Genomic DNA, 24,216 nt, shown 5'->3' on the forward strand with positions numbered 1-24,216 from the left:
GATATTGATCGCCATTTGAGATCAAGGAACGCACATGGAACAACGCCGCTTTACCGGCAAAGGCCACTGGTATCATGAGACCCAGACAAATCACTGTCGGGATGATGTTTTGCCGCTGGTTCCCGAGGCCGCTCATGTCGACGATCGTTTTCTGCTCGATTTAGCCTTGCCCACAGAGATTGTGACCCCGTGCGAAAGCTGGCTGAAACCGGCGCGTGCGCTGTGCGATTTACTGTTCCCGTTGCATATCGCGGTGAATCGCCTGCACACGCTCAGCGCCTATGACCGCCTGAGCACCGCGTTGACCGTGGCGCAGGCCTGTGGTGTTCAGCGACTGTGTAACCACTATGCCGCCCTGCTCGCCCCACTTCCCGGCCCTGACTCCTCGCGTGAAAGTAATCAACGCCTCGCCCAAATCACCCAGTACGCCCGCCAGCTGACCAGTTCGCCGGATATTATCGATGGCAAAGCGCAGCTGCAGCTCGATGAGGTCGGCCTAACGACCTACGACGTTATTGTCATCAACCAGATTATTGGCTTTATTGGTTTTCAGGCCCGCGTCGTAGCGTCATTTCAGGCAATGCTGGGGCACCCTGTGCGCTGGCTGCCTGGACACCATATTCCGCCGCATGCGCTGATTCCTGATGTGGATATGAGTGCGTGGGAGCCGATTTTCCCGGGCGTAGAGTTACGCTATGCCACCGCTCAGCAGCTGGAATCGCTCTCCCGCTGGCAGGCAGAGCCGCTGTTACGTGAGCTAACGCCAGTCCTGTGTCACGAACCGGCGCTGCTCGAATGCTTAGGGGAATTTCTGCAAAGCGATATGCACGCGGCAAATTCGCGCTATGGCGCGCTGGCGTCTGTGCTTGCCGCGACCGAACTGTTGAGCCGCTCTCCCGATCGCTTTAGCGCCGCGCAATTTTCCCCTCTTATTGAAGAGGGTATTCCCGCCGCCGACGCCATCCATTTACTGACCTGGAGTGCTTTTTTGGGCTGGATCAACCGCCTGAAAATCGCCTTAAGCAAGGGCCAATAACCCTGCACAATCCCGAAATGCGCTTGCTGTAGCAGTGAGATTCGCGTAAAACTGTCAGCCGCTCAATGGCCACGAAAATAGAACACTATGCTTCAGGACAACCCGCTGCTAGCGCAGCTTAAACAGCAACTGCATTCCCAGACGCCACGCGCTGAAGGGGTGGTAAAAGCCACGGAAAAGGGCTTTGGCTTCCTGGAAGTCGATGCACAGAAAAGCTATTTCATCCCGCCTCCGCAGATGAAAAAAGTGATGCACGGCGATCGTGTGACGGCAGTGATTCACACCGAAAAAGATCGTGAATCCGCCGAGCCAGAAGAATTGATCGAACCTTTCCTGACCCGTTTTGTCGGTAAAGTGCATCGCAAAGACGATCGCCTGTCTATTGTGCCGGACCATCCGCTGCTCAAAGATGCTATCCCTTGCCGCGCAGAACGCGGCGTTGAACACGATTTTAAAGAAGGTGACTGGGCCGTTGCCCAGATGCGTCGCCATCCGCTGAAAGGCGATCGCGGTTTCTACGCAGAACTGACTCATTTTATTACCTACAGCGACGATCATTTCGTGCCGTGGTGGGTAACGCTTGCCCGTCATAATCTGGAAAAAGAGGCGCCAAACGGCGTTGCGACAGAGATGATGGATGAAGGCCTGGCGCGTCGCGACCTGACCGCCCTGAACTTTGTCACTATCGACAGCGCCAGCACCCAAGATATGGATGATGCGCTGTATATCGAAGAAGGCAGTGACGACAAACTGCACCTGACCGTCGCGATTGCCGATCCGACCGCCTGGATTGCTGAAGGCAGCAAGCTGGACGACTCAGCGAAAATTCGCGCGTTCACTAACTATCTGCCGGGCTTCAATATCCCGATGCTGCCGCGTGAACTTTCCGACGATCTCTGCTCTCTTCGTCCGAACGAAGTCCGCCCGGTACTCGCCTGTCGCATGACCGTTGCCGCAGACGGCACGATTGAAGACGATATCGAATTCTTCGCCGCGACCATCGAATCCAAAGCGAAGCTGGCCTATGATGATGTCTCCGACTGGCTGGAGAACACCGGCAGCTGGAAACCGGAAAGCGAAGCGATTGCTCAGCAAATTACCCTGCTGCAGCGCCTCTGCCTGAGCCGTGGCGAATGGCGTAAAACCCATGCGCTGGTGTTTAAAGATCGTCCGGATTACCGCTTTGTACTGGGCGAAAAAGGCGAAGTGCTGGATATCGTTGCTGAACCGCGTCGTATCGCCAATCGCATCGTTGAAGAGTCGATGATTGCCGCCAACATTTGTGCCGCCCGTGTGCTGCGCGACAAATTGGGCTTTGGCATTTACAACGTTCATACCGGTTTTGATCCGGCGAACACCGAAGCGCTGGCTGCCCTGCTGAAAACGCATGACGTTCACGTCGATCCGCAGGAAGTGCTGACGCTGAATGGCTTCTGCAAACTGCGCCGCGAACTGGACGCGCAGCCGTCTGGTTTCCTCGACAGCCGCATCCGTCGCTTCCAGTCCTTCGCCGAAATCAGCACTGAGCCTGGCCCGCACTTTGGCCTCGGTCTCGACGCTTACGCGACCTGGACCTCACCGATTCGTAAATACGGCGACATGGTGAACCACCGTCTGCTGAAAGCGATCATCAAGGGTGAAACCATCGCCCGTCCGCAGGAAGAGACAACCATCCAGATGGCAGAGCGTCGCCGCCTGAACCGCATGGCTGAACGCGATGTCGGTGACTGGCTGTACGCACGCTTCCTGAATGATAAAGCCGGAACGGAGACCCGTTTCGCGGCAGAGATCATTGACGTTAGCCGCGGCGGTATGCGCGTGCGTCTGGTGGACAATGGCGCCGTTGCCTTTATCCCTGCCCCGTTCCTGCATGCGGTTCGCGATGAGCTGACCTGCAGCCAGGAAAATGGCGCGGTGCAGATCAAAGGTGAGACGGTTTACAAGGTCACCGATGTGATTGATGTCAATATTGCAGAAGTGCGCATGGAAACCCGCAGTATTATCGCGCGCCCTGTTGCCTGATAAGCCTTAAATATGTCGGCGGTTTCTTTTTAGGAACGCCGACATTTTTCTTCCCTTGCTAAATCGTGTATTCATCACTTTTTCTTAATATATTCCTCTCGAAGCCCACAAAAACAATCACAATTATCTACAGTAAAAGAAGACCGTCATCTTTGATTACGGGAATTTTTATCCACGTGTATCCTTTTTATCGCTTCTCGTTTTAATATAAGAATGTAGGGAAAAACAATAAGTTCAGCTCGGTTATGCCGCTGTGTCACTACGGAAAAGTCGAATGCAAATGCATAATTTTGCGCCATTGAGCAGGTCCGGGAGAAAACATGATTGACGATCTGGAGCATAATTTGCTGTTTCGTTACATGGGCACACACAGCCCCTGGTGGCGTCTTACAGCGGACAGTAATGCTCTCCATCTCGCCGCCAGTGAAAACTCGGACACGACGCAGGTCATCGCCTTAAGCGACGATCAAGCAGAACTGATTCGCCAGCTCACCGTTATTACCTCCAGCATCACCCTGACCCTTTCCCTGTACGGCACCGATGTTCCCGTCCATCTGGTGGGGCGCAAAATCAACAAAAAAGAGTGGGCCGGCACGGCCTCTGCCTGGAACGACACCCCTTCCGTCGCGCGCGACCTGGTGCAGGGGTTATCCTTTGCCGAACAGGTGGTTTCTGAAGCTAACTCGGTAATAGTGATCCTCGATCAGCAGGGCAATATTCAGCGCTTTAATCGTCTGAGCGAAGAATATACCGGCATGAAAGAGCAGGAAGTGATCGGGCAAAACGTCTTTAAGCTGTTCATGAGCCGCAGCGAAGCGGCAGCATCTAAACGAAATATTTCCGGTTTTTTCCGTAACGGCAGTTCTTACGAAGTCGAGCGCTGGATCAAGACCCGAAAAGGCCAACGATTGTTTCTGTTCAGAAACAAATTCGTCCACAGCGGCAGCGGGAAAAATGAAATTTTTCTTATCTGTTCCGGTACAGATATCACTGAAGAACGCCGCGCGCAGGAGCGTCTGCGCGTGCTGGCCAATACCGACACCATTACCGGTCTCCCCAACCGCAACGCCATTCATGAACTCATCAGCGACGCGATCGATACGCGCGGCGAGGCTCAGGTCGGCGTGGTGTATCTTGATCTCGATAACTTTAAAAAAGTGAACGATGCCTACGGGCATATGTTTGGCGATCAGCTTCTGCAGGCGGTCGCCCTGGCGATTTTAAGCTGTCTGGAAGAGGGCCAGGTGCTGGCGCGTCTCGGCGGCGATGAGTTTATCGTGCTGGCGACCAACACCTCACAAAGCACCCTTGAGGCGATGGCTTCGCGCATCCTGACGCGTCTGCGCCAGCCCTTCCGCATCGGTCTTATCGAAATCTACACTGGCTGTTCGCTGGGGATCTCCCTGGCGCCGCAGCACGGCACCGATCGCGAGAGCATTATTCGCAACGCCGATACGGCGATGTACACGGCCAAAGAGAGCGGCCGCGGTAAGTTCTGCGTCTTCTCGCCTGAAATGAACCAGCGGGTATTCGAATACCTGTGGCTGGATACCAACCTGCGCAAAGCGCTGGATAACGATCAGCTGCTGATTCACTACCAGCCGAAAATAACCTGGCGCGGCGAAGTGCGTAGCCTTGAGGCGCTGGTGCGTTGGCAGTCGCCAGAGCGCGGGCTGATCCCGCCGCTGGAGTTTATCTCCTACGCCGAAGAGTCGGGACTGATTGTTCCCCTCGGGCGCTGGGTCATGCTCGACGTGGTGCGTCAGGTCGCGAAATGGCGTGATAAAGGCATCAACCTGCGGGTGGCGGTGAACGTCTCTGCGCGACAGCTCGCCGACCAGACGATATTCAGCGATCTCAAGCAGGCGCTGAAAGATCTTCATTTCGAATACTGCCCGATTGATGTGGAACTGACGGAAAGCTGCCTGATTGAAAACGAGGAGCTGGCCCTGTCGGTGATCCAACAGTTCAGTCAGTTGGGGGCACAAATTCACCTCGATGACTTCGGCACCGGGTATTCCTCCCTGTCACAGCTGGCCCGCTTCCCGATTGACGCCATTAAGCTCGACCAAGTGTTTGTGCGCGATATCCATAAGCAGTCGATTTCACAGTCGCTGGTGCGCGCTATTGTGGCCGTGGCTCAGGCGCTGAATTTGCAGGTCATCGCGGAAGGTGTGGAGAGCGCGAAAGAAGACGCCTTTCTGACCAAGAACGGCGTCAACGAACGGCAGGGTTTTCTGTTTGCTAAGCCGATGCCCGCTGCCGCATTCGAGCGCTGGCTCAAGCGTTATCAGGCGAAAAAAATGCGTTAACTGGCTTTGCGCATGCCCGCCGCATTATGACGGTTTTGCAGCATCACCAGACGTTCCATATAAGCAATGTCTTTCGACTCCAGGCAGAACGCCGCATCCACCCAGTCCTCAGTGATATCCATTAATTCACTGCGTGGCAGCCGCAACACACGCTGACGGGCGCGAAGCATTGCCCGAACACCGTTCAGCTTCGGCTGTAAGGTATCGATGAACGTGCGTGTCGATACGTATCCCTGCCCCGGCTCAAACAGCACATCCACCAGACCAAACTGCTCGTGCCACTCCGCCGTGTGCGACTCACCTCGGTAGATCAACTCCTCGGCCAGCTTCATACCTGCGCGGCGAGCGACCAGCGAATATCCGCCCATGCCGGGGAACAGGTTAAAAGCAATTTCCGGAAAGCCCAGCCGCGCATCGCGCTGCGCCAGCACAAAATGGTGTGCCAGCGCGGCCTCAAATCCCCCGCCGAGCGCGCTGCCCTCCACCATCGCCAGCGTAATGGCGCCTGTATCAAACCCGCGCGACGCCGCGTGAACGCAATCGACGCAGGCGCGAGCGTAGGCGCGTAACGCTTCGCGGCGTCCGTTTTGAATGCATTCCACAAAGAAGCGTAAATCCCCTCCCGTGTTGTACATATCCGGAACCAGTGAACCGGTAACCCAGAAGTCGACGGCAAAACCGGATTGCCGCACCAGCCAGGACATATTCATGATCTCCTCAATTAATGCGTGATTAAAGCAAGGACGCGGCTGGGCGCGTAGCAGCATCCACACGGTGCGCCGTTCCTCCTCGTAATAGCCTGCGAGTTGGGTAAAACGTTCAGGATCGGTGAACAGTTTGCAGGTTGCTTGGTTGATGACTGTCATAGTCTAATTCCTCATATAAAAAAGCGCCTTGCGCGCAGTTTTAGACTAATCCACCACCCAACTCGTCTGTATGCGGAGGGATAAATTTATCACTTTCATTTATGTAATTTGGTTAGTGCATTTTTTCCCTTCTCTTTTGGAAGCAATTTCTGCATCATTGAAATTATTAACTTTTCGTTCTGAGGGTGAGATGATGTCTGAAGTTGACGCGCAGAGAGTGGCACAACGTATTGATACGGTGCTGGATATTCTGGTCGCTGGCGATTACCACTCCGCGATCCGTAATCTTGAGATCCTGAAATCTGAATTACTGGCGCAGAACGGTACGGGCCATTCGCCCGATCCCGACCCGTCTAAAGCCCCCTGGGAAGTGTAACCTTTACCCCTTTTCGTTTTGTCGTACTTTCAACCCGCGGCGTTCGCCGCGTTTATATGGATGCTATGAATTCCCGACAACAAATCATTCTGCAGATGGTGATCGACAAAGGACGCGTGAGTGTCGTCGAGCTGGCCAAAACGACCGGCGTTTCAGAGGTCACTATTCGTCAGGATCTGAATCTGCTTGAAAAACAGAGTTATCTGCGCCGTGCTCACGGTTACGCCGTACCGCTGGACAGTGAAGACGTTGAAACGCGCATGATGACCAATTTCGCACTAAAACGTGAACTGGCGGAGTTTGCCGCCTCGCTGGTCAACAACGGTGAAACCGTGTTTATCGAGAACGGCAGCAGCAACGCCCTGCTGGCCCGCACGCTCGCGGAGCAGAAAGACATCACGATCATTACCGTGAGCAGCTATATCGCCCATTTGCTGAAAGAGACGCGATGCGAGGTGATTCTGCTGGGCGGTATCTACCAGAAAAAAAGCGAAAGCATGGTCGGGCCGCTGACGCGTCAGTATGTTCAGCAGGTTCACTTCAGCAAGGCCTTTATTGGGATTGACGGCTGGCAGCCGGAAACCGGCTTTACCGGCCGCGATATGATGCGTTCCGATGTGGTAAACGCGGTTCTGGAAAAAGGCTGTGAAGCCATTGTGCTGACAGATAGCTCGAAATTTGGCGCGGTGCATCCCTATATGATGGGGCCGATCTCCCGCTTCAGCCGTGTCATTACCGATGACCGTCTGAGCGATGCGCACCGCGAGCAACTGCAGCGCGATGGCCTGACCGTCGATATCGTCAAACACTCTGTCTGACGCTCACCTGCGCCCGTCTTCTCGGGCGCATAGCCTATTCTGGCATCTGAGATAATTCTGAACACCCCTTTAAGATTATTTACCTGTCGTTTCGATACCAAAAACTTAAAATTACTATTAGCGATATAACAGGAAGTGACTATCACCTGCGTGATTGTGTAACACCTGCGCGACCAGGTTTCACGGAATATGACGCTGAAGTATTCTTTTGACTATACTTACAGATAGCTTATTTCCGTGAATCAATAATTCAGGAGAAAGTATGATGAATTTAACCAGCAAAAAATTAGCCGCAGCTGTTTTGGCAGTAACCCTCGCAATGTCTCTGAGCGCATGTTCTAACTGGTCTAAACGTGACCGTAACACCGCGATCGGGGCAGGTGCCGGTGCTCTCGGTGGTGCAGTCTTAACCGATGGTAGCACGCTGGGTACATTAGGTGGTGCCGCCGTAGGTGGTGTTATCGGCCATCAGGTCGGTAAATAAGATATATTAAATAGCCACTGTTTGATTTGATTAATTCAGAACGCAATTTTCTGACTTACGCACCAAGAAAAAAGCCACGGTAAATACCGTGGCTTATTATTTTAGCCGCCTGCCAGTTTGACTTTCATCCCCTTGGCTTCGAGCAGGGTTTTAATTAACTCGCGGTTGTCGCCCTGAATTTCGATTACGCCGTCTTTGACCGCGCCACCACATCCGCATCGCTTTTTCAGCTCTGCGGCCAGTTTTGCCAGCGCTGCGTCATCCTCGTCAATGCCGGTGATCAGGCAGACGCCTTTGCCCTTACGACCACTGGTCTGACGCTGGATGCGCACAATGCCATCGCCCTTCGGACGCTGCACGGCCACTTTTGGCTCATCGATACGGCCACTGTCCGTCGAATAGACCAGACGGCTGTTAGAATCGCTCATTATGCCCCCTTACCCAGAGATGCATTGATTGCTTTTAAGGTTAGCGCCGGATCGGCAGATTGCGTGACCGGACGACCAATCACCATATAGTCAACACCTGCCGCCAGCGCCTGCTCTGGCGTCATGATACGACGCTGATCGCCTGCATCACTGCCCTGAGGACGAATGCCCGGAGTAACCAGTTTGAATGCCTGCCCCAGCTCAGACTTGAAACGCACGGCTTCATGAGCGGAACAGACCACGCCATCCAGCCCGCAATTTTGCGTCAGGCGCGCCAGGCGTTCAGCGTGCTCAGCCGGTGACAACGTCACGCCCAGATCAAGTAAATCGCTCGCTTCCATACTGGTGAGTACGGTAACGGCAATCAGCAGCGGTGCGTCTTTGCCAAAGGGCACCAGCGCTTCGCGAGCGGCGGTCATCATTCGCGCCCCGCCTGATGCATGAACGTTCACCATCCAGACGCCCAGTTCAGCCGCAGCTGCTACCGCGTGGGCAGTGGTGTTTGGGATGTCATGGAATTTCAGGTCTAGAAATACCTCGAAGCCACGCTGTTGCAGGTCGCGCACGATTTGCGGTCCAAACAGGGTGAACATCTCTTTGCCGACTTTCAGACGGCACTCGCGTGGGTCGATGCGATCGACAAACGCGAGTGCGCTGTCGCGATTGTTATAGTCGAGTGCAACAACAACAGGAGATTCGGTAACTACGCGGGAAGAAGAGGATGCAACAGACGTCATGACCAGCCCTTTTCGTCTATGGGCGCCGCAGCGGCGCGAGATAGATAAACGGCGAGCATTCTACCTGTCGGCGCCAGAAATTGACAGAATCGATTTACCGTCCTGCATGACGGCAGACCGCACGGAGTTTAACAGGTCATAAAACGCAAAGAGTATGTTGTAACTAATATGCAGTGTTTTAAAAAATTACTGCCCGTCCAGACCGCGTATCGGCTTAATGGTTGACCAGGCGCGGCAAGAAGGACAATGCCAGTAGAGCGTGTAGGCGGTGAATCCGCATTTTGAGCAGCGATAGCGCGGCTTGCTGCGCACCTGTTCGCCAACCATGTCACGCAGCACCATCAGGCTCTCTTTCGCGCGCCCTTCTTCCGCATCATTCAGATGGTAGTCCATCAGCTTGTGGAAGACGCGCATGGTCGGGTGACGCTGCAGCTGACGGGTGATATAGACCTGGGCGGTATCGTTGCCTTCGTGCTGCTCCACGACATCCGCCAGCATCAGCTCCGCCGTCGCACCGGTGTTCTCTTCGACGCAGCGACGTAAGAAACTCACCCACTCATCCGGACGCCCAAGCTGCTGATAACAGGTTTGCAGCATTTCCAGGGTTTCACTGACCAGTTCTTTATCCTGATCGATCACCCGCAAAAGGCATTCGACGGCTTTGCCAAACTCGCCTTTCGCCATGAACACGCGCCCCATCATAATGGAGATACGTGCGCTGTTACGATCGGCAGACGCGCCCTTTTTCAGCAGCGACATGGCTTTGTCCATATCATCGCTACCCATCTGCTGTAAGGCCAGCTCACAGTAGAAATGGGCGATTTCAACGCGCTGGTTGTCTTTGCCGAGCTTCACCAGACGTTCTGCGGTATCGATGGCTTTTTGCCAGTCGCTGGTTGCCTGATAAATTTGCAGGAGTTGCTGTAAAGCGCTGATGCGAAAATCGGTTTCATCCACCAGCTGGCTGAACATGTCTTCAGCGCGATCGTAAAGGCCGGCGGCCATGTAATCACGGCCCAGCTGTTGGACTGCCAGCAGACGTTGATCGTAGGTGAGAGAGGCGCTTTCCATCAATGTCTGGTGGATGCGAATGGCGCGATCGACCTCGCCACGCGAGCGGAACAGGTTTCCGAGGGTGAGATGCGCCTCAACGGTACCGGTGTCCTCTTTTAACATGTCGAGGAACAGGTCTACCGCTTTATCCTGTTGATTGCTCAGAAGGAAGTTAACCCCCGCAACATAGTCACGGGAAAGCCGGTTTGCCTCGTCCTGCTTATTTTGTTGCGCACTTCTGCGGCCCATATACCAGCCATAGGCTGCGGCTACAGGCAAAAGCAGAAACAACAACTCCAGCATATTCGTTTATTCCTTCACGACCGGCACACCAGTATTTACCGGCACGTCGCTCACAGGCGCAATTTGATTTTCAAGACGTTTGATTTTACGTTCGGCGCGCGCCAGAGAAACACGAACTTTCAGCCAGAACAGACCACAAACCAGCCAGCCGATGATAAAACCCGCGGCGAATAAAACAGCAAGCAAGCTCGATACACGATACTCGCCCTGCGCCAGCAGGTAGTTGAATGTCACCAGTTGATCGTTTTGCGCACCCAGCGTGACCGAAATAACAAAAATCGCTAACACCAGTAAGAATATGAGTAGATATTTCACATGACGTCCCGTTATGTGGTTTAAGCGAATAAAGTCTGTTCAACTCGCCGCAATCAGCCTTATAAACTACCATTTTAGCCGCAAGCGCGAAACGGAAAAAGTGATAGGGTCCATGATGATTTGTGGGCTAAACGGCGAATTTCAACCATCAGCCCTCTTCCTGCTCTCTTTGTGCGATCTCTTTGTTCTCTTCCGGCGGTGGCGTCAGTGGTCCACAGAGCCGTTGCGCAAGCCAGGTCGCGAACGTCACCAGCAGCCATGAAATAAGCGTTGCCACCACCAAATCCCGCGGCCAGTGCATCCCCAGCAGCAGACGGCTGCCCATTACGCCCGTCGCCCAGACCAGTAAAATCGCAATGGTCACGGTACGACGACGCGGCCAGAGTAAACCCACGGCTAACAGCGCCCAACTGGCCGCAAACATGGTATGCCCGGAAGGGAACGCGAAACCGGTCTCTTTTTGCCAGTGTTTGCGTAAAAATTTCGGAATTTCCTGCGCTTCAGCCAGCTGATCTTTCACCAAATGCCCGCGCTCTTTACGCTTTAAATTGTAGAAGGTATCTACCGGAATATGATGCGTTTTTTCAAGCCAGACTACAAAGGGGCGCGGCTCCTGGACGTGATCTTTGACCCACGACTTTATTCCCTGGCCAACGACGATTGCCCCACCCAGAATGACAAACAGCATGATCGCCGGACGCAGGCGAAAACGCAGGCACCATAAAAACCACGCACAGAGGATCCCGTGGGTAATGATCCCCCACGGCTGGGTAACGGTTTCCGTCAGCCAGTACAGCGCTTTCAGCCACGCGCTGTTATGTCCCGGTTGCCAGGCCCAGCCCGAAATCCATACCGCGACGGGCATAATGAGTAAAATGGCGGCACCGGCAGCCGTGCGGCGGGCAATTGAAAGCATGTTCTCTCCTTTTTCGCTAAGCTCAACAATCATAACTGAATTTATCGCAATTCGTGAAAATGTCGGATTGTGCGTTTAACGTCCGTATAGTATGCCCTCAGCTAGGTGAACGCCGTCGGCTTGTGGCAAAATAGCGAGATACTAAAGCCGAAGGGCGACTGACACGAAACGTGTCAGCATACTCTGGAGAATCACATGCAGCTTAAACGCGTGGCAGAAGCCAATCTGCCAACCCCATGGGGCGATTTCCTGATGGTGGGTTTTGAAGAACTGGCAACCGGACAGGACCACGTCGCACTGGTGTTTGGCGACATTTCAGGGCAAACACCGGTACTGGCTCGTGTCCATTCCGAGTGTCTGACGGGTGATGCCTTGTTCAGCCTGCGCTGTGATTGCGGTTTCCAGCTCGAAGCGGCGCTTTCTCATATCGCCGAAGAAGGCCGTGGCGTGCTGCTCTACCATCGCCAGGAAGGTCGTAACATTGGTCTGCTGAACAAAATCCGCGCCTATGCGCTGCAGGATCAGGGCTACGATACCGTCGAAGCCAACCATCAGCTCGGCTTTGCCGCTGATGAACGCGATTTTACTCTGTGTGCGGATATGTTCAAACTGCTGGGCGTGGACGAAGTGCGTCTGCTGACGAACAACCCGCGCAAAGTGGAGATCCTTACCGAAGCCGGGATCAATATTGTGGAACGAGTGCCGCTGATTGTGGGCCGTAACCCGAAAAATGCGCATTACCTCGATACTAAAGCCGCGAAGATGGGTCATCTTCTCAGCGAGTAAAAATATGGCCCGGCTTACGCCGGGCCTGTGCCGTTAGTTCAGCATATTACGAATCACATAGTGCAGGATGCCGTCATTCTGGTAGTAGGTCAGTTCCGTCGCCGTGTCGATACGACAGCGGCAATCGAGCACTTCCGTTTTACCATCCGCGCGTGTGAGCTGTACCGGAACGGTCGCCCCCGGTTTCAGGTTCTGCAGATCGCGAACATCAATCCGCTCTTCCCCCGTTAACCCCAGCGTTTTACGCGTCACCCCCTGCGGGAACTCCAGCGGCAGGATCCCCATTCCAATCAGATTCGAACGGTGAATACGTTCAAAGGATTCCGAAATCACCACCCGCACGCCCAGCAGACGCGGTCCTTTCGCTGCCCAGTCACGGCTTGAGCCAGAGCCATACTCTTTACCGGCAATGACCGCCAGCGGCGTGCCTTCCTGCTGGTATTTCATCGCTGCATCGTAGATCGACACAACTTCGCTACCAGGAAGGTGGCGCGTCATTCCGCCCTCAACACCCGGCACCATTTCGTTGCGGATACGGATGTTGGCGAACGTACCGCGCATCATCACTTCGTGGTTGCCGCGACGGGAGCCGTAGGAGTTAAAGTCGCGACGCTCAACGCCACGCCCCTGCAGGTAACGCCCTGCCGGGCTGTCGGGTTTAATACTGCCCGCCGGAGAGATGTGGTCGGTGGTGACGGAGTCCCCCAGCATCGCCAGAATGCGCGCGCCCTGGATGTCGACCAGCGGTTTCGGCTGGGCTTCCATGTCATCGAAGAATGGCGACAGTCGGATATAGGTGGAGTCACTCTGCCAGCCGTAGGTGTCAGACCGTTCCACTTCGATGGTTTTCCACTCCGGCGTACCTTCAAACACCTCGGCATACTCCTTGCGGAACATCTCGGTGGAAACCTGCTCCACGGCGCGGGCAATTTCTTGCCCCGACGGCCAGATATCTTTCAGATATACCGGATCGCCTTTCCGATCGTGGCCGAGAGGATCGCTGGCCAGATTAATGTTCATGTTGCCCGCCAGGGCGTAGGCGACCACCAGCGGCGGAGAGGCCAGCCAGTTGGTTTTCACCAGCGGATGAATACGGCCTTCAAAGTTACGGTTACCCGAAAGCACGGCACCCACCGTGAGATCGCCCTGCTTGATCGCCTGCTCGATGGGATCCGGCAGCGGTCCTGAGTTACCGATACAGGTCGTGCATCCATACCCCACCAGGTTAAAGCCCAGCTCGTCGAGGTATGGCGTCAGTTTGGCTTTCGCCAGATAGTCCGAAACAACTTTCGACCCCGGCGCTAACGACGCTTTGACCCACGGCTGACGTTTCAACCCGATCGTTACTGCTTTTTTCGCCAGCAGACCCGCCGCCATCAGCACGCTCGGGTTGGAGGTATTGGTACAGGAGGTAATAGCCGCAATCACCACAGCACCGTCAGGCAGCTGATACTGATGCCCGTTCATAACATAATCGACCGGGTGACGGTCTTTTTGCGCGTTATTAAGTTCCAGCTCGTTACTGGCGGCAAAGGCTTTCGGCACGTTTTGCAACGCGACGCGATCCTGCGGGCGTTTTGGTCCGGCGAGGCTCGCCTCGACTTCATTCATATCCAGCTCAAGCGTGCTGGTGAAGACCGGCTCATCGCCCGTATTACGCCACATCCCCTGCGCTTTGGCATAGGCCTCGACCAGCGCCACTTGCTCGTCGCTACGCCCGCTCAGGCGCATATATTCCAGCGTCACGCCATCGATTGGGAAGAAGCCGCACGTCGCGCCGTATTCAGGTGCCATGTTGGCGATGGTCGCACGATCGGCCAGCGGTAGAGAGTCCAGACCATCGCCGTAGAATTCAACAAACTTGCCAACCACGCCATGTTTACGCAGCATCTGGGTGACGGTCAGCACCAGGTCTGTGGCGGTAATCCCTTCGCGCAACTTGCCCAGCAGCTTAAAGCCCACTACATCCGGGATCAGCATCGAGACGGGCTGTCCAAGCATCGCAGCTTCGGCTTCAATGCCTCCGACACCCCACCCCAGAACCCCGAGTCCGTTAATCATCGTGGTGTGCGAGTCGGTCCCGACCAGCGTGTCTGGATAAGCGATCCACTCTTTGTCCTGCAGCTCGCTCCACACCGCTTTGCCCAGATACTCCAGGTTCACCTGATGGCAAATCCCGGTGCCGGGTGGTACGACGCTGAAGCGGCTAAAGGCCTGTTGGCCCCATTTCAAAAATACATAGCGTTCGTGGTTGCGCTCCATCTCCAGACGCACGTTCTCTTCGAAGGCGTCGTCATCGCCAAAACGGTCAACGGTGACAGAGTGGTCAATCACCAGATCGACGGGAGAAAGCGGGTTCACTTTGGCGGTATCGCCGCCGAGACGTTTAACGGCTTCGCGCATCGCCGCCAGATCCACCACCGCCGGTACGCCGGTGAAGTCCTGCATCAATACCCTCGCCGGACGATAGGCGATTTCACGGTCGGCGTGGGCGTTTTTCAGCCACCCCGCCAGCGCGTGGATATCATCGGCAGTGACAGACTCGTCATCCTGCCAGCGTAAGAGATTTTCCAGTAAAACTTTCAGTGACTTGGGTAAGCGCGCGATGTCCCCAAGTGTCCTGGCGGCCAGCGGCAAGCTGTAGTAGTGATAGGTCTTATTCTCGGCTTGCAACGTGTCCTTACTGGCTTCGCGTAGGGTTAACGACATAAGCTCCTCCTTAATGACAGGGATACCCCGACAATCATCGGGGCTGTAATTAAAGATAACACAAAGATGTCGTAACGTTTTGATAACAACCCGAATTGATAAATCGGGATTATCGATGAAGAGGGATGAAAACAAAAAACCTCGCCGGTGCGAGGTTTTGCTATTTAGTTTAAGGCCAGCCAGATTAGCTGCGCCCAGAACAGGACGGATACGGTAAAAGCCCCCATCCAGGACCAGTATTTCATGTTTTGTAGGGTATTCATCATCTGACACCAGGCTTTATATTTCTGTGGTAACTTGGGGTGCTCCCCGTTCTTTATTGCTGATGTGTATTTATTAAAGAGTACAAAAGTACACGGTTCTCACCTGATATTCGCAGGCTAACCGTATTATCAATTATTGTTTTTTGGGTTCGTCTTCTGCGAACGTATCAATAAAGGCTTGCTGCTGTGCGGAGAGCTTCCAGGATGCCGGAACGACCGTTACAGGCTCTTTACGTGCTTTATGGCCGTTGTCACCTGGCTGACACATCTTTTTAACCGGTTCAGTACGCATGTGAACTGCCATCGCTATCCCCAATATTTCCAGACCAGTAACGCTACCACCACCCAGAACAGGGCGGAGCCAAGAAATACCGCCAGCCAGGCTTTACGCTTAAGCGCTGGGTCCCTTTGCGGATCTTCACTTCCTGACGGCATTGCTAACCTCATACAATCGACTTCGCTTATCATTTCGATACCAAACAATCGGTACAAGTAATCATGAGTTGAGATAAATCCTAAAGAAACTTTAGTCGAAAAGCCAGTGAATTTACGATCGTTTCCAGGGAATTAATTAATCTTTTGACCAGAAATAAATAATTGAAACGAGGAATTTGCGTAGCGGGAATTTACTTTCTACTTTTGTCGCAAATTTGCGACAGTTTAACCCTAAACTTATAACGTTTATGCGGTTATATGCGGCAGAGAATGGGGATGATGATAATTCTAATTTAGCTTTAAGACATTATTTCGGTATCTTTCCGGAAGGAAAGATACCGGGTGTGATTATTTTTCCGGAAGCTTAATGTCCTGGAACATCGCTTCAATATCTTCATTCGAGCGTAACGCTACCGCGGTATCCACCACATCACGGGTTAAGTGCGGCGCGAAGCGTTGAATGAAATCATACATATAGCTTCGCAGGAAGGTGCTGCGACGGAAACCGATTTTGGTGGTGCTGTGGCTAAAGACATCATGGGCGTCGAGGCGTACCAGATCCGGGTCAGAGACCGGGTCTACGGCCATACTCGCAATCACTCCCACGCCTAATCCCAGACGCACATAAGTCTTGATAACGTCGGCGTCGGTGGCGGTGAAGACGATGCGCGGCGTCAGCCCTGCACGATTAAACGCGGTGTCGAGCTCAGAACGTCCGGTAAAGCCAAAGGTGTAAGTCACCAGCGGGTACTGTGCCAGCTCTTCAATGGTGACCGATCCCTTTCCTGCCAGCGGATGTTCCGGCGTGACCACAATCGAACGATTCCAGTGGTAGCAAGGCAACATCACCAGATCGTCATAGAGGTGCAGCGCTTCGGTTGCAATCGCAAAATCGGCGTTACCTTTTGAGACTGCTTCCGCGATTTGTGTCGGCGAGCCCTGATGCATATGCAGCGAGACGCGCGGGTAACGCTCAATAAAGCCCTTAATCACCCCTGGCAGCGCGTAACGTGCCTGCGTATGGGTGGTGGCGATATAAAGTGAGCCTTTATCGGGCCAGGTGTGTTCCCCGGCAACGGATTTAATTGCATCAACCTTCGACAGCACTTCGCGGGCGATACGAATAATCTCCTGACCGGCCGGAGTGACCTGCGTCAGATGCTTACCGCTGCGGGCAAAAATCTGAATACCCAGTTCATCTTCCAGCATACGCACCTGCTTACTGATGCCGGGCTGAGACGTATAAAGACCTTCTGCGGTCGAAGAGACGTTAAGGTTGTGGTTGACCACCTCAACGATATAACGAAGCTGTTGTAGTTTCATGCCTGACCATCCGATTTAGCGCACAGGGATAATCGCTTAAGACGATTTAATAATAAGAAAGGGGTTAACTATAACCACTATATCATTTATAGCCCGAGTGTATAGTACGGAACAAAAAATAATAACGACCAATAAAAAAGGGCCGGAAGTCCGGCCCTTTCAGGTAAGTCACAGGAAGAAAAGATTATTTCTTACCTTCAACCCATTTACCATCCACGAAGAATGCAGACCAGCCGGTCGCTTTACCCTCTTTCTCGGCAGCGACGTACTGCTGCTTCGTTTTACGGCTAAAGCGGACAACGGTCTTATTGCCTTCCGGATCCTGCTGCGGCGCATCGGCCAGATAACGCAGTTTCTCTGGCAGACGGTCGCGGAAGCGGTACAGCTCTTCCACCAGCGGCGCACGGGTTTCACGCGATTTCGGGAAGGTGTTGGCGGCGAGGAACACGCCCGCAGCACCGTCACGCAGCACGAAGTATGCGTCAGACTTTTCACACGGCAGTTCTGGCAACGGAACCGGATCTTCCTTCGGAGGAGCCACTTCGCCGTTACGCAGGATCTTACGCGTGTTCTTACATTCGTCGTTGGTACACGCCATGTACTTACCGAAACGCCCCATTTTCAGGTGCATTTCAGAACCACACTTCTCGCACTCCACAATCGGGCCGTCGTAGCCTTTGATGCGGAACTCGCCCTCTTCGATTTCGTAGCCATCGCAGGTCGGGTTGTTACCGCAGACATGCAATTTACGCTTCGGATCGATCAGGTAGCTGTCCATCGCCGTGCCGCATTTCTGGCAACGGCGTTTCGCACGCAGCGCGTTGGTTTCTGCATCGTCACCCTCCAGCACGTTGAGAACTTCGTTCTCAGGCACCAGGTTGATGGTGGTTTTGCAGCGCTCTTTTGGCGTTAAGGCATAGCCAGAACAGCCGAGGAACACGCCGGTAGTCGCGGTACGGATACCCATTTGGCGGCTACAGGTCGGACATTCGATGCTGGTCAGGACCATCTGGTTCGGCTGCATTCCGCCCTCTTCTGGCGCTTTTTCAGCTTTCTCCAGTTGTTGGGTGAAATCGCCGAAGAAGCTGTCGAGCACCTTCTTCCATTCAGCCTGATGATTAGCCACCTGGTCGAGGCGGTCTTCCATCTGCGCGGTGAAATCGTAGTTCATCAGCTCGCGGAAGTTATCTTCCAGACGATCTGTCACGATCTCACCCATTTTTTCAGCGTAGAAACGACGGTTTTCAGCGCGAACGTAGCCACGATCCTGAATGGTCGAAATGATCGACGCATAGGTGGACGGGCGGCCGATACCGCGTTTTTCCAGCTCTTTCACCAGTGACGCTTCGCTGAAACGCGCAGGCGGCTTGGTAAAGTGTTGGGCCGGGATCAGTTCCGTCAGCGTAAGCTCATCGCCCTTGTTAACGGCTGGCAGCGTACGATCTTCATCACCTTTACGCAGGGCTGGCATGACTTTCGTCCAGCCGTCAAAGCGCAGGATACGACCGCGCGCTTTCAGACGGAAATCGCCTGCGCCTACGGTCAGTGTTGTAGAGTCGTATTTCGCCGGGTTCATCTGGCAGGCCACGAACTGACGCCAGATCAGCTGATACAGCTTCTGGGCATCGGTTTCCATGTCTTTCAGGGCTTCGGACTCGACAGCCACATCGGACGGACGGATCGCTTCGTGCGCTTCCTGAGAGTTTTCTTTGCTCGCATACTGGATAGCGCTTTCCGGCAGGTATTTCTTGCCAAAATTATCGCTAATGTAGTCGCGCACCATGCTTACGGCGTCCTGGCTCAGGTTCGTTGAGTCGGTACGCATATAAGTGATGTAACCCGCTTCATACAAGCGCTGCGCCATCATCATGGTTTTCTTCACGCCAAAGCCCAGACGCGTACTGGCCGCCTGCTGAAGCGTGGAGGTAATGAAAGGCGCGCCCGGTTTACTGCTCGTCGGTTTGTCTTCACGATCCAGCACCTGATAACGGGCTTTTTCCAGCAGCGCAACCGCCGCCATGGTTTGATCGCGATTAACCGGACGGAACGGTTTGTCTTTTTCGTGGGTCACCTGCAGCGGCAGTACATCACCGCCTGGCGTTGCGACATTCGCGTCGATTTCCCAGAACTCTTCCGGCACAAACGCTTTGATTTCGCGCTCACGCTCGACGACCAGACGCACCGCTACGGACTGAACACGTCCAGCGGAAAGGCCACGCGCGATTTTCTTCCACAGCAGTGGCGAAACCATATAGCCCACCACGCGGTCCATAAAACGACGCGCCTGTTGAGCGTTTACACGATCGATATTCAGTTCGCCCGGCTTTTCAAACGCCTGACGAATCGCATTCTTTGTAATCTCGTTAAACACGACACGGCTGTATCGTGATTCATCACCACCAATGATTTCCCGCAGGTGCCATGCAATGGCTTCCCCTTCGCGGTCAAGGTCGGTTGCGAGATAGATGTGGTCAGCTTTTTCGGCGAGCTGCTTCAGCTCATTAACGACTTTCTCTTTGCCGGGCAGCACTTCGTACTGTGCTTCCCACTCGTGCCAGGGATCGACACCCATACGGTTGACGAGCGCGCTACGTTCATCCTTTTTAGGCTTCTTAGCCCCTTTGGTGGAGGTAGAGTCTGCGCTCTTTTTACTGGCTGAGCCACTGGTCGGCAAATCGCGGATGTGACCAACACTGGATTTAACCACATAGTCATTACCCAGATACTTATTGATCGTTTTGGCTTTTGCCGGGGACTCAACGATGACGAGAGCTTTACCCATATTCACCTTTACCTAATTTAATTCTTCCAGGAATACGCCGCATGTTGATTTCCCTTCCGCTGGCGACGCGTTGTTGATATTGCGACGACGCCAGGGGATATCAACCCCTTTCTTCCTACCGGACAACAGCAGAACCTGTCCAGGTGATTGAGTTATCGGGCATTTCACTCTTATCAAAATGACTATGCGACGAGCTTTCGGTCGAATGTCAAGCAATTCTGTTGCCAGAATGACGAAAGCGCACACTCTACCTGATAAAATCTGTTACGCAACTTTATTAGCATGCAAAAGCAAATCGTGCCAGCTTTGCACCAGGCACGTAGCCCCGCGAAAAACAGGGAAAATTTGCCCAGGGTGCGCGTCCGGCGTAGACTATTGCCACTGTTTAAGGAGTGGAATATGCAGCAAAATACCCAACCTATCGATCGTGAGACTTTGCTTGTCGAAGCCAACAAACTGATCCGTGAACACGAAGATACCCTGGCCGGTATCGAAGCCACCGGCGTTGAGCAACGTAACGGCGTACTGGTGTTCAGCGGCGAATACTATCTCGATGAGCAAGGGTTACCCACCCCTAAGAGCACGGCGGTATTTAACATGTTTAAATACCTGGCCCATGCGCTCTCAGAGAAATATCACCTGGTCGATTAACGCGAAACGCGAGGCAAATGCCTCGCGTTTTTGTTTACAGCAGCGGTTTTTGTCCGCGTTGTAGCCAACGCAACAGCAAGCGGTCCGCGCTCTCGGCGGCGCTGTTTGTGAAGCGGTCGAGCATTCTCTTACGTTGAGTATAGCGTACGCCCACCAGCTCACGCCCCTCCATCAGGCTCAACAGCAGGTCATCGCTGGTACCCACTTCATCTACCAGCCCTTTTTCCTGCGCCTGAAGGCCATACCAGTGTTCACCGGTCGCTACCTGCTCGATGTCCAGCGACGGACGCATCCGTTTAACGAAGTCCTTAAACAGATGATGCGTTTCGTTGAGATCTTCACGGAATTTCTGTCGGCCCTCTTCCGTGTTCTCGCCCAGCAGGGTCAGGGTGCGCTTATACTGCCCGGCGGTGTGCAGCTCGATGTCGATCTCTTTATTTTTTAAAAAACGATTAAAGTTAGGGATCTGCGCCACCACCCCAATCGAGCCGAGAATGGCGAAGGGCGCGGCCACGATTTTATCGGCCACACAGGCCATCATATAGCCACCGCTGGCTGCGACTTTATCCACTGCAACCGTTAGTGGAATCTGTTTTTCACGCAGGCGCTGGAGCTGTGAGGCGGCCAGACCGTAGCCATGCACCACTCCCCCCGGGCTTTCAAGGCGCAGAACGACCTGGTCCTGAGGTTTTGCGACCGCCAGTACCGCCGTGACCTCTTCGCGAAGTGAAGTAACTTCATGGGCATCCATACTGCCTTTAAAATCCAGCACATAGACCCGTGGTTTCGTTGTTTCCTGATGATCCTGTTTCGCCTTCGCTTTTGCCGCTTTGGCTTCAAGCTTTAGCTTTTTCTTTTGCGCCTTATGCCACTGTTTCTGCTGATGTCCATCCAGCAATGCCACCGACATGTCTTCCTGCATCTCCTTATACTGCTCGCTTAAGCGGGTAATGCGCAGTTCACCACGCTGACGCTTACGCTGCGTCAGGTTCACGATCAGCACTGCAATCACCGCTATAGCGATCACCACTGTCGCGATTTTGGCCAAAAACAGACCGTACTCAGAAAGTAATTCCACGTGTTCCACCTTGATTTAACCACGAATCTTTCACGACCAGTGTACAACAGCCTTTGCCAGGCGTCTCGCATACGACAATACCGCTGCGAGGCGCTTTCCAGAATGTCTTCTTGTGGCTGAAATCGTTGCAAATTGTTAATTCAGAAGCCCTCTCTCCTGTAGACTGATTGAAATCACCCGCCGTTTCGGGCATAAAGCCAAAAAGTGAAAGAAAAGCAGGCGCCGCAGGCCCGTCATGCGCCACAGGAGTATTCGTGCACTATCAACCACAAAAAGATCTACTGCAAAACCGCATCATCCTGGTGACCGGTGCCAGCGACGGCATTGGCCGCGAAGCGGCACTCACCTACTCCCGCCACGGCGCACAGGTAGTGCTACTCGGTCGGAATGAAGAAAAGCTGCGCCGCGTGGCGCAAGAGATTAGTGACGCCAGCGGAGAGACGCCGCGCTGGTATATCCTCGATTTACTGACCTGTACGCCGGACTCCTGCACGGAGCTTGCACAGCGTATCGCCGCGCACTATCCGCGCCTGGACGGTGTGCTGCACAATGCCGGTCTGCTCGGAGAAGTGCGTCCGATGGATGAGCAGGACCCGCAGATCTGGCAGCAGGTGATGCAGGTTAACGTTAACGGCACCTTTTTCCTCACCCAGGCGCTGCTTCCTTTATTACTCAAATCTGAATCCGGATCGCTGGTATTCACCTCGTCGAGCGTCGGGCGTCAGGGGCGAGCCAACTGGGGCGCTTACGCCGCGTCGAAGTTTGCCACCGAAGGGATGATGCAGGTGCTGGCCGAGGAGTATCAGACCCGCCATCTGCGCGTCAACTGCATTAATCCAGGCGGCACGCGCACGGGCATGCGCGCCAGCGCGTTTCCGACGGAAGATCCGCAAAAGCTCAAAACCCCCGCCGAGATTATGCCGCTCTATCTGTGGCTGATGGGCGACGACAGCCGCCGTAAAACCGGTATGACATTTGATGCCCAGCCGGGCCGTAAGCCAGGGATTTCGCAATGAGTGAAGAACGCCATCAGCAGCGCCAGCAGCGTCTGAAAGAACAGGTCGATGCCCGAGTCGCCGCCGCGCAGGAAGAACGCGGCATTGTTATCGTGTTTACCGGCAACGGAAAAGGCAAAACCACGGCAGCCTTTGGCACCGCCACGCGCGCTGTCGGTCACGGTCAGAAAGTGGGTGTGATCCAGTTTATCAAAGGCGAATGGCCAAACGGTGAGCGTAATCTGCTGGAGCCGCACGGCGTGGAATTTCAGGTGATGGCGACCGGTTTTACCTGGGACACGCAAAACCGTGAAAGCGATACCGCCGCCTGCCTCGCCGTGTGGGAACACGCAAAACGGATGCTGGCCGATCCGACGCTGAATATGGTCCTGCTCGATGAGATTACCTACATGGTGGCATATGACTATCTGCCCCTCGAAGAGGTGCTGGACGCGTTGAAAAATCGCCCTGTCCACCAGACGGTCATTGTGACCGGACGCGGCTGCCATCGGGATATTCTGGAGCTGGCCGATACGGTCAGCGAACTGCGCCCGGTCAAACATGCGTTTGACGCCGGAATAAAAGCGCAAATCGGTATCGACTACTAGAAAAGAAAAACCCGGCAGCCGCCGGGTTTATTTTTAGCCGTTGTTGTTACGGCTGCCAGAGCGGCGAGAGGTGCTCACCTGGCTGTGGCGTTTCACCGCGCGACGAATCTGATTCGCTTTCACGCGACGACGGTCTTTTTCAACCGCCACTTTGGTCGTGGTTTCTGGCTGCAGTTCCACCAGTTCACGCAGGTAGTTGGTCTGGGTCAAATCCAGTTCGGTGTAACCACCGCGCGGAATCCCCTTCGGCAGCAGAATGTCACCGTAGCGCACGCGAATCAGACGACTCACCTGCACGCCAACCGCTTCCCACAGACGACGAACCTCACGGTTACGACCTTCCGTCAGCGTGACGTTATACCACTGGTTGATCCCTTCACCACCGGTGAATTTAATGGTTTTGAACGCCGCAGGACCATCTTCAAGCTGAACGCCGCGCGACAGGTCACGCAGTTTATTCTCATCAACCTGGCCGAATACACGCACAGCGTATTCACGTTCAACTTCACGGCTTGGGTGCATCAGGCGGTTCGCCAGTTCACCGTCGGTGGTGAACAGCAGCAGACCGCAGGTGTTCACATCCAGACGTCCTACCGCAATCCAGCGCGCGCCGCGCAGTTTTGGCAGACGGTCAAAGACGGTTGGGCGGCCTTCCGGGTCGTTACGTGTACACAGCTCGCCTTCTGGCTTGTAGTAAGCCAGCACGCGGCAAATCTGTTCAGCAGACTCTTTCACGGAGATCACATGACCGTCGAGACGGATCTTCATCCCCGGAACGACTTCAACTCGGTCACCCAGCTTGGCAATTTTGCCGTCAACGCTGACGCGACCCGCTTCGATAATCGTTTCGATTTCACGGCGTGAACCGTGGCCAGCACGCGCCAGCACTTTCTGTAATTTTTCGCTCATTGAGCATCCTT

At 54.2% G+C, this 24,216-nt stretch carries 24 protein-coding genes; 10 read left to right on the forward strand and 14 right to left on the reverse strand.

Going from position 1 to position 24,216, the window contains the following annotated elements; all coding sequences use genetic code 11:
• Positions 1 to 34: 34 nt before the first annotated feature.
• The 3 genes from ABIE11_RS03635 to pdeR all read left to right on the forward strand — a co-directional run bounded on the left by ABIE11_RS03635 (position 35) and on the right by pdeR (position 5,370).
• On the forward strand, positions 35 to 1,036 hold the full coding sequence (locus ABIE11_RS03635) for a CMD domain-containing protein (RefSeq protein WP_429184008.1): 1,002 nt from the start codon (positions 35 to 37) through the stop codon (positions 1,034 to 1,036).
• 87 nt (positions 1,037 to 1,123) lie between these two features.
• Positions 1,124 to 3,058, forward strand: coding sequence for an exoribonuclease II (locus ABIE11_RS03640; protein ID WP_100779982.1), 1,935 nt, complete (start codon positions 1,124 to 1,126; stop codon positions 3,056 to 3,058).
• Between the two features lie 320 nt (positions 3,059 to 3,378).
• A complete protein-coding gene (pdeR, locus tag ABIE11_RS03645; protein WP_100779981.1) occupies positions 3,379 to 5,370 on the forward strand; it encodes a cyclic di-GMP phosphodiesterase in 1,992 nt (663 codons plus the stop codon).
• Here pdeR and ABIE11_RS03650 read toward each other — a convergent pair.
• Positions 5,367 to 6,236 (reverse strand): crotonase/enoyl-CoA hydratase family protein, encoded by an 870-nt coding sequence (locus tag ABIE11_RS03650; protein ID WP_102103841.1) that lies wholly within the window; start codon positions 6,234 to 6,236, stop codon positions 5,367 to 5,369. The genes pdeR and ABIE11_RS03650 overlap by 4 nt on opposite strands.
• A gap of 193 nt (positions 6,237 to 6,429) precedes the next feature.
• Between ABIE11_RS03650 and ABIE11_RS03655 the strand changes: the two genes are divergently transcribed.
• The 3 genes from ABIE11_RS03655 to osmB all read left to right on the forward strand — a co-directional run bounded on the left by ABIE11_RS03655 (position 6,430) and on the right by osmB (position 7,914).
• Positions 6,430 to 6,612: a hypothetical protein gene (locus tag ABIE11_RS03655; protein ID WP_268196076.1), complete on the forward strand. Its 183-nt coding sequence runs from the start codon at positions 6,430 to 6,432 to the stop codon at positions 6,610 to 6,612.
• 65 nt (positions 6,613 to 6,677) lie between these two features.
• A complete protein-coding gene (locus tag ABIE11_RS03660) occupies positions 6,678 to 7,430 on the forward strand; it encodes a DNA-binding transcriptional regulator YciT (protein ID WP_100779978.1) in 753 nt (250 codons plus the stop codon).
• A 265-nt stretch (positions 7,431 to 7,695) separates the two neighbouring features.
• On the forward strand, positions 7,696 to 7,914 hold the full coding sequence (gene osmB / locus ABIE11_RS03665; protein WP_100780870.1) for an osmotically-inducible lipoprotein OsmB: 219 nt from the start codon (positions 7,696 to 7,698) through the stop codon (positions 7,912 to 7,914).
• A gap of 101 nt (positions 7,915 to 8,015) precedes the next feature.
• On the opposite strand, the gene yciH is transcribed toward osmB, so the two are convergent.
• From yciH to pgpB, 5 genes are all read right to left on the reverse strand, one after another.
• Positions 8,016 to 8,342 carry a stress response translation initiation inhibitor YciH gene (gene yciH / locus ABIE11_RS03670; protein ID WP_123427728.1) on the reverse strand — a complete coding sequence of 109 codons (327 nt, stop codon included), beginning with the start codon at positions 8,340 to 8,342 and terminating at the stop codon, positions 8,016 to 8,018.
• Positions 8,342 to 9,079, reverse strand: a complete 738-nt coding sequence (gene pyrF, locus ABIE11_RS03675) for an orotidine-5'-phosphate decarboxylase (protein WP_429184009.1) — start codon at positions 9,077 to 9,079, stop codon at positions 8,342 to 8,344. Before pyrF ends, yciH begins: the two co-directional genes overlap by 1 nt.
• Positions 9,080 to 9,265: 186 nt before the next feature.
• Entirely contained in the window at positions 9,266 to 10,435 is a 1,170-nt protein-coding gene (gene lapB / locus ABIE11_RS03680; RefSeq protein ID WP_100779975.1) for a lipopolysaccharide assembly protein LapB, read from the reverse strand.
• 6 nt (positions 10,436 to 10,441) lie between these two features.
• Positions 10,442 to 10,750: a LapA family protein gene (locus tag ABIE11_RS03685; RefSeq protein ID WP_100779974.1), complete on the reverse strand. Its 309-nt coding sequence runs from the start codon at positions 10,748 to 10,750 to the stop codon at positions 10,442 to 10,444.
• A gap of 148 nt (positions 10,751 to 10,898) precedes the next feature.
• Positions 10,899 to 11,666, reverse strand: coding sequence for a phosphatidylglycerophosphatase B (gene pgpB, locus ABIE11_RS03690; protein ID WP_100779973.1), 768 nt, complete (start codon positions 11,664 to 11,666; stop codon positions 10,899 to 10,901).
• A 195-nt stretch (positions 11,667 to 11,861) separates the two neighbouring features.
• Here pgpB and ribA point away from each other — a divergent pair, with 195 nt between their 5' ends.
• Positions 11,862 to 12,452, forward strand: coding sequence for a GTP cyclohydrolase II (ribA, locus tag ABIE11_RS03695; RefSeq protein ID WP_100779972.1), 591 nt, complete (start codon positions 11,862 to 11,864; stop codon positions 12,450 to 12,452).
• A 33-nt stretch (positions 12,453 to 12,485) separates the two neighbouring features.
• Here ribA and acnA read toward each other — a convergent pair whose 3' ends face one another.
• The 6 genes from acnA to topA all read right to left on the reverse strand — a co-directional run bounded on the left by acnA (position 12,486) and on the right by topA (position 19,964).
• Entirely contained in the window at positions 12,486 to 15,161 is a 2,676-nt protein-coding gene (gene acnA / locus ABIE11_RS03700) for an aconitate hydratase AcnA (protein WP_429184010.1), read from the reverse strand.
• Between the two features lie 164 nt (positions 15,162 to 15,325).
• Complete coding sequence (ymiC, locus tag ABIE11_RS03705) at positions 15,326 to 15,424, reverse strand: small membrane protein YmiC (protein ID WP_331251887.1); 99 nt, start codon at positions 15,422 to 15,424, stop codon at positions 15,326 to 15,328.
• A 133-nt stretch (positions 15,425 to 15,557) separates the two neighbouring features.
• The gene (locus ABIE11_RS03710; RefSeq protein WP_164971785.1) at positions 15,558 to 15,716 is read right to left on the reverse strand and encodes a hypothetical protein; all 159 of its coding nucleotides are present in this window, start codon (positions 15,714 to 15,716) and stop codon (positions 15,558 to 15,560) included.
• Between the two features lie 14 nt (positions 15,717 to 15,730).
• Positions 15,731 to 15,871 carry a YmiA family putative membrane protein gene (locus ABIE11_RS03715; protein WP_213015984.1) on the reverse strand — a complete coding sequence of 47 codons (141 nt, stop codon included), beginning with the start codon at positions 15,869 to 15,871 and terminating at the stop codon, positions 15,731 to 15,733.
• A gap of 336 nt (positions 15,872 to 16,207) precedes the next feature.
• Positions 16,208 to 17,182 (reverse strand): HTH-type transcriptional regulator CysB, encoded by a 975-nt coding sequence (cysB, locus tag ABIE11_RS03720; RefSeq protein ID WP_095282217.1) that lies wholly within the window; start codon positions 17,180 to 17,182, stop codon positions 16,208 to 16,210.
• 184 nt (positions 17,183 to 17,366) lie between these two features.
• The gene (gene topA / locus ABIE11_RS03725) at positions 17,367 to 19,964 is read right to left on the reverse strand and encodes a type I DNA topoisomerase (protein WP_429184011.1); all 2,598 of its coding nucleotides are present in this window, start codon (positions 19,962 to 19,964) and stop codon (positions 17,367 to 17,369) included.
• A 399-nt stretch (positions 19,965 to 20,363) separates the two neighbouring features.
• Here topA and ABIE11_RS03730 point away from each other — a divergent pair, with 399 nt between their 5' ends.
• Positions 20,364 to 20,615: a YciN family protein gene (locus ABIE11_RS03730; protein ID WP_100779968.1), complete on the forward strand. Its 252-nt coding sequence runs from the start codon at positions 20,364 to 20,366 to the stop codon at positions 20,613 to 20,615.
• 34 nt (positions 20,616 to 20,649) lie between these two features.
• Here the strand turns inward: ABIE11_RS03730 and sohB are convergent, their stop codons facing one another.
• Positions 20,650 to 21,693, reverse strand: coding sequence for a protease SohB (gene sohB / locus ABIE11_RS03735; protein ID WP_231275724.1), 1,044 nt, complete (start codon positions 21,691 to 21,693; stop codon positions 20,650 to 20,652).
• 254 nt (positions 21,694 to 21,947) lie between these two features.
• Here sohB and ABIE11_RS03740 point away from each other — a divergent pair, with 254 nt between their 5' ends.
• Together ABIE11_RS03740 and cobO are read left to right on the forward strand one after the other, a co-directional pair.
• A complete protein-coding gene (locus ABIE11_RS03740; RefSeq protein WP_102103869.1) occupies positions 21,948 to 22,709 on the forward strand; it encodes a YciK family oxidoreductase in 762 nt (253 codons plus the stop codon).
• Positions 22,706 to 23,296 (forward strand): cob(I)yrinic acid a,c-diamide adenosyltransferase, encoded by a 591-nt coding sequence (gene cobO, locus ABIE11_RS03745; protein ID WP_100779965.1) that lies wholly within the window; start codon positions 22,706 to 22,708, stop codon positions 23,294 to 23,296. Before ABIE11_RS03740 ends, cobO begins: the two co-directional genes overlap by 4 nt.
• Positions 23,297 to 23,329: 33 nt before the next feature.
• On the opposite strand, the gene rluB is transcribed toward cobO, so the two are convergent.
• Complete coding sequence (rluB, locus tag ABIE11_RS03750; protein WP_100779964.1) at positions 23,330 to 24,205, reverse strand: 23S rRNA pseudouridine(2605) synthase RluB; 876 nt, start codon at positions 24,203 to 24,205, stop codon at positions 23,330 to 23,332.
• Between the last annotated feature and the right edge of the window lie 11 nt (positions 24,206 to 24,216).

The organism is Lelliottia sp. 489 (assembly GCF_050435885.1).
Classification (GTDB): Bacteria; Pseudomonadota; Gammaproteobacteria; order Enterobacterales; family Enterobacteriaceae; genus Enterobacter; species Enterobacter nimipressuralis.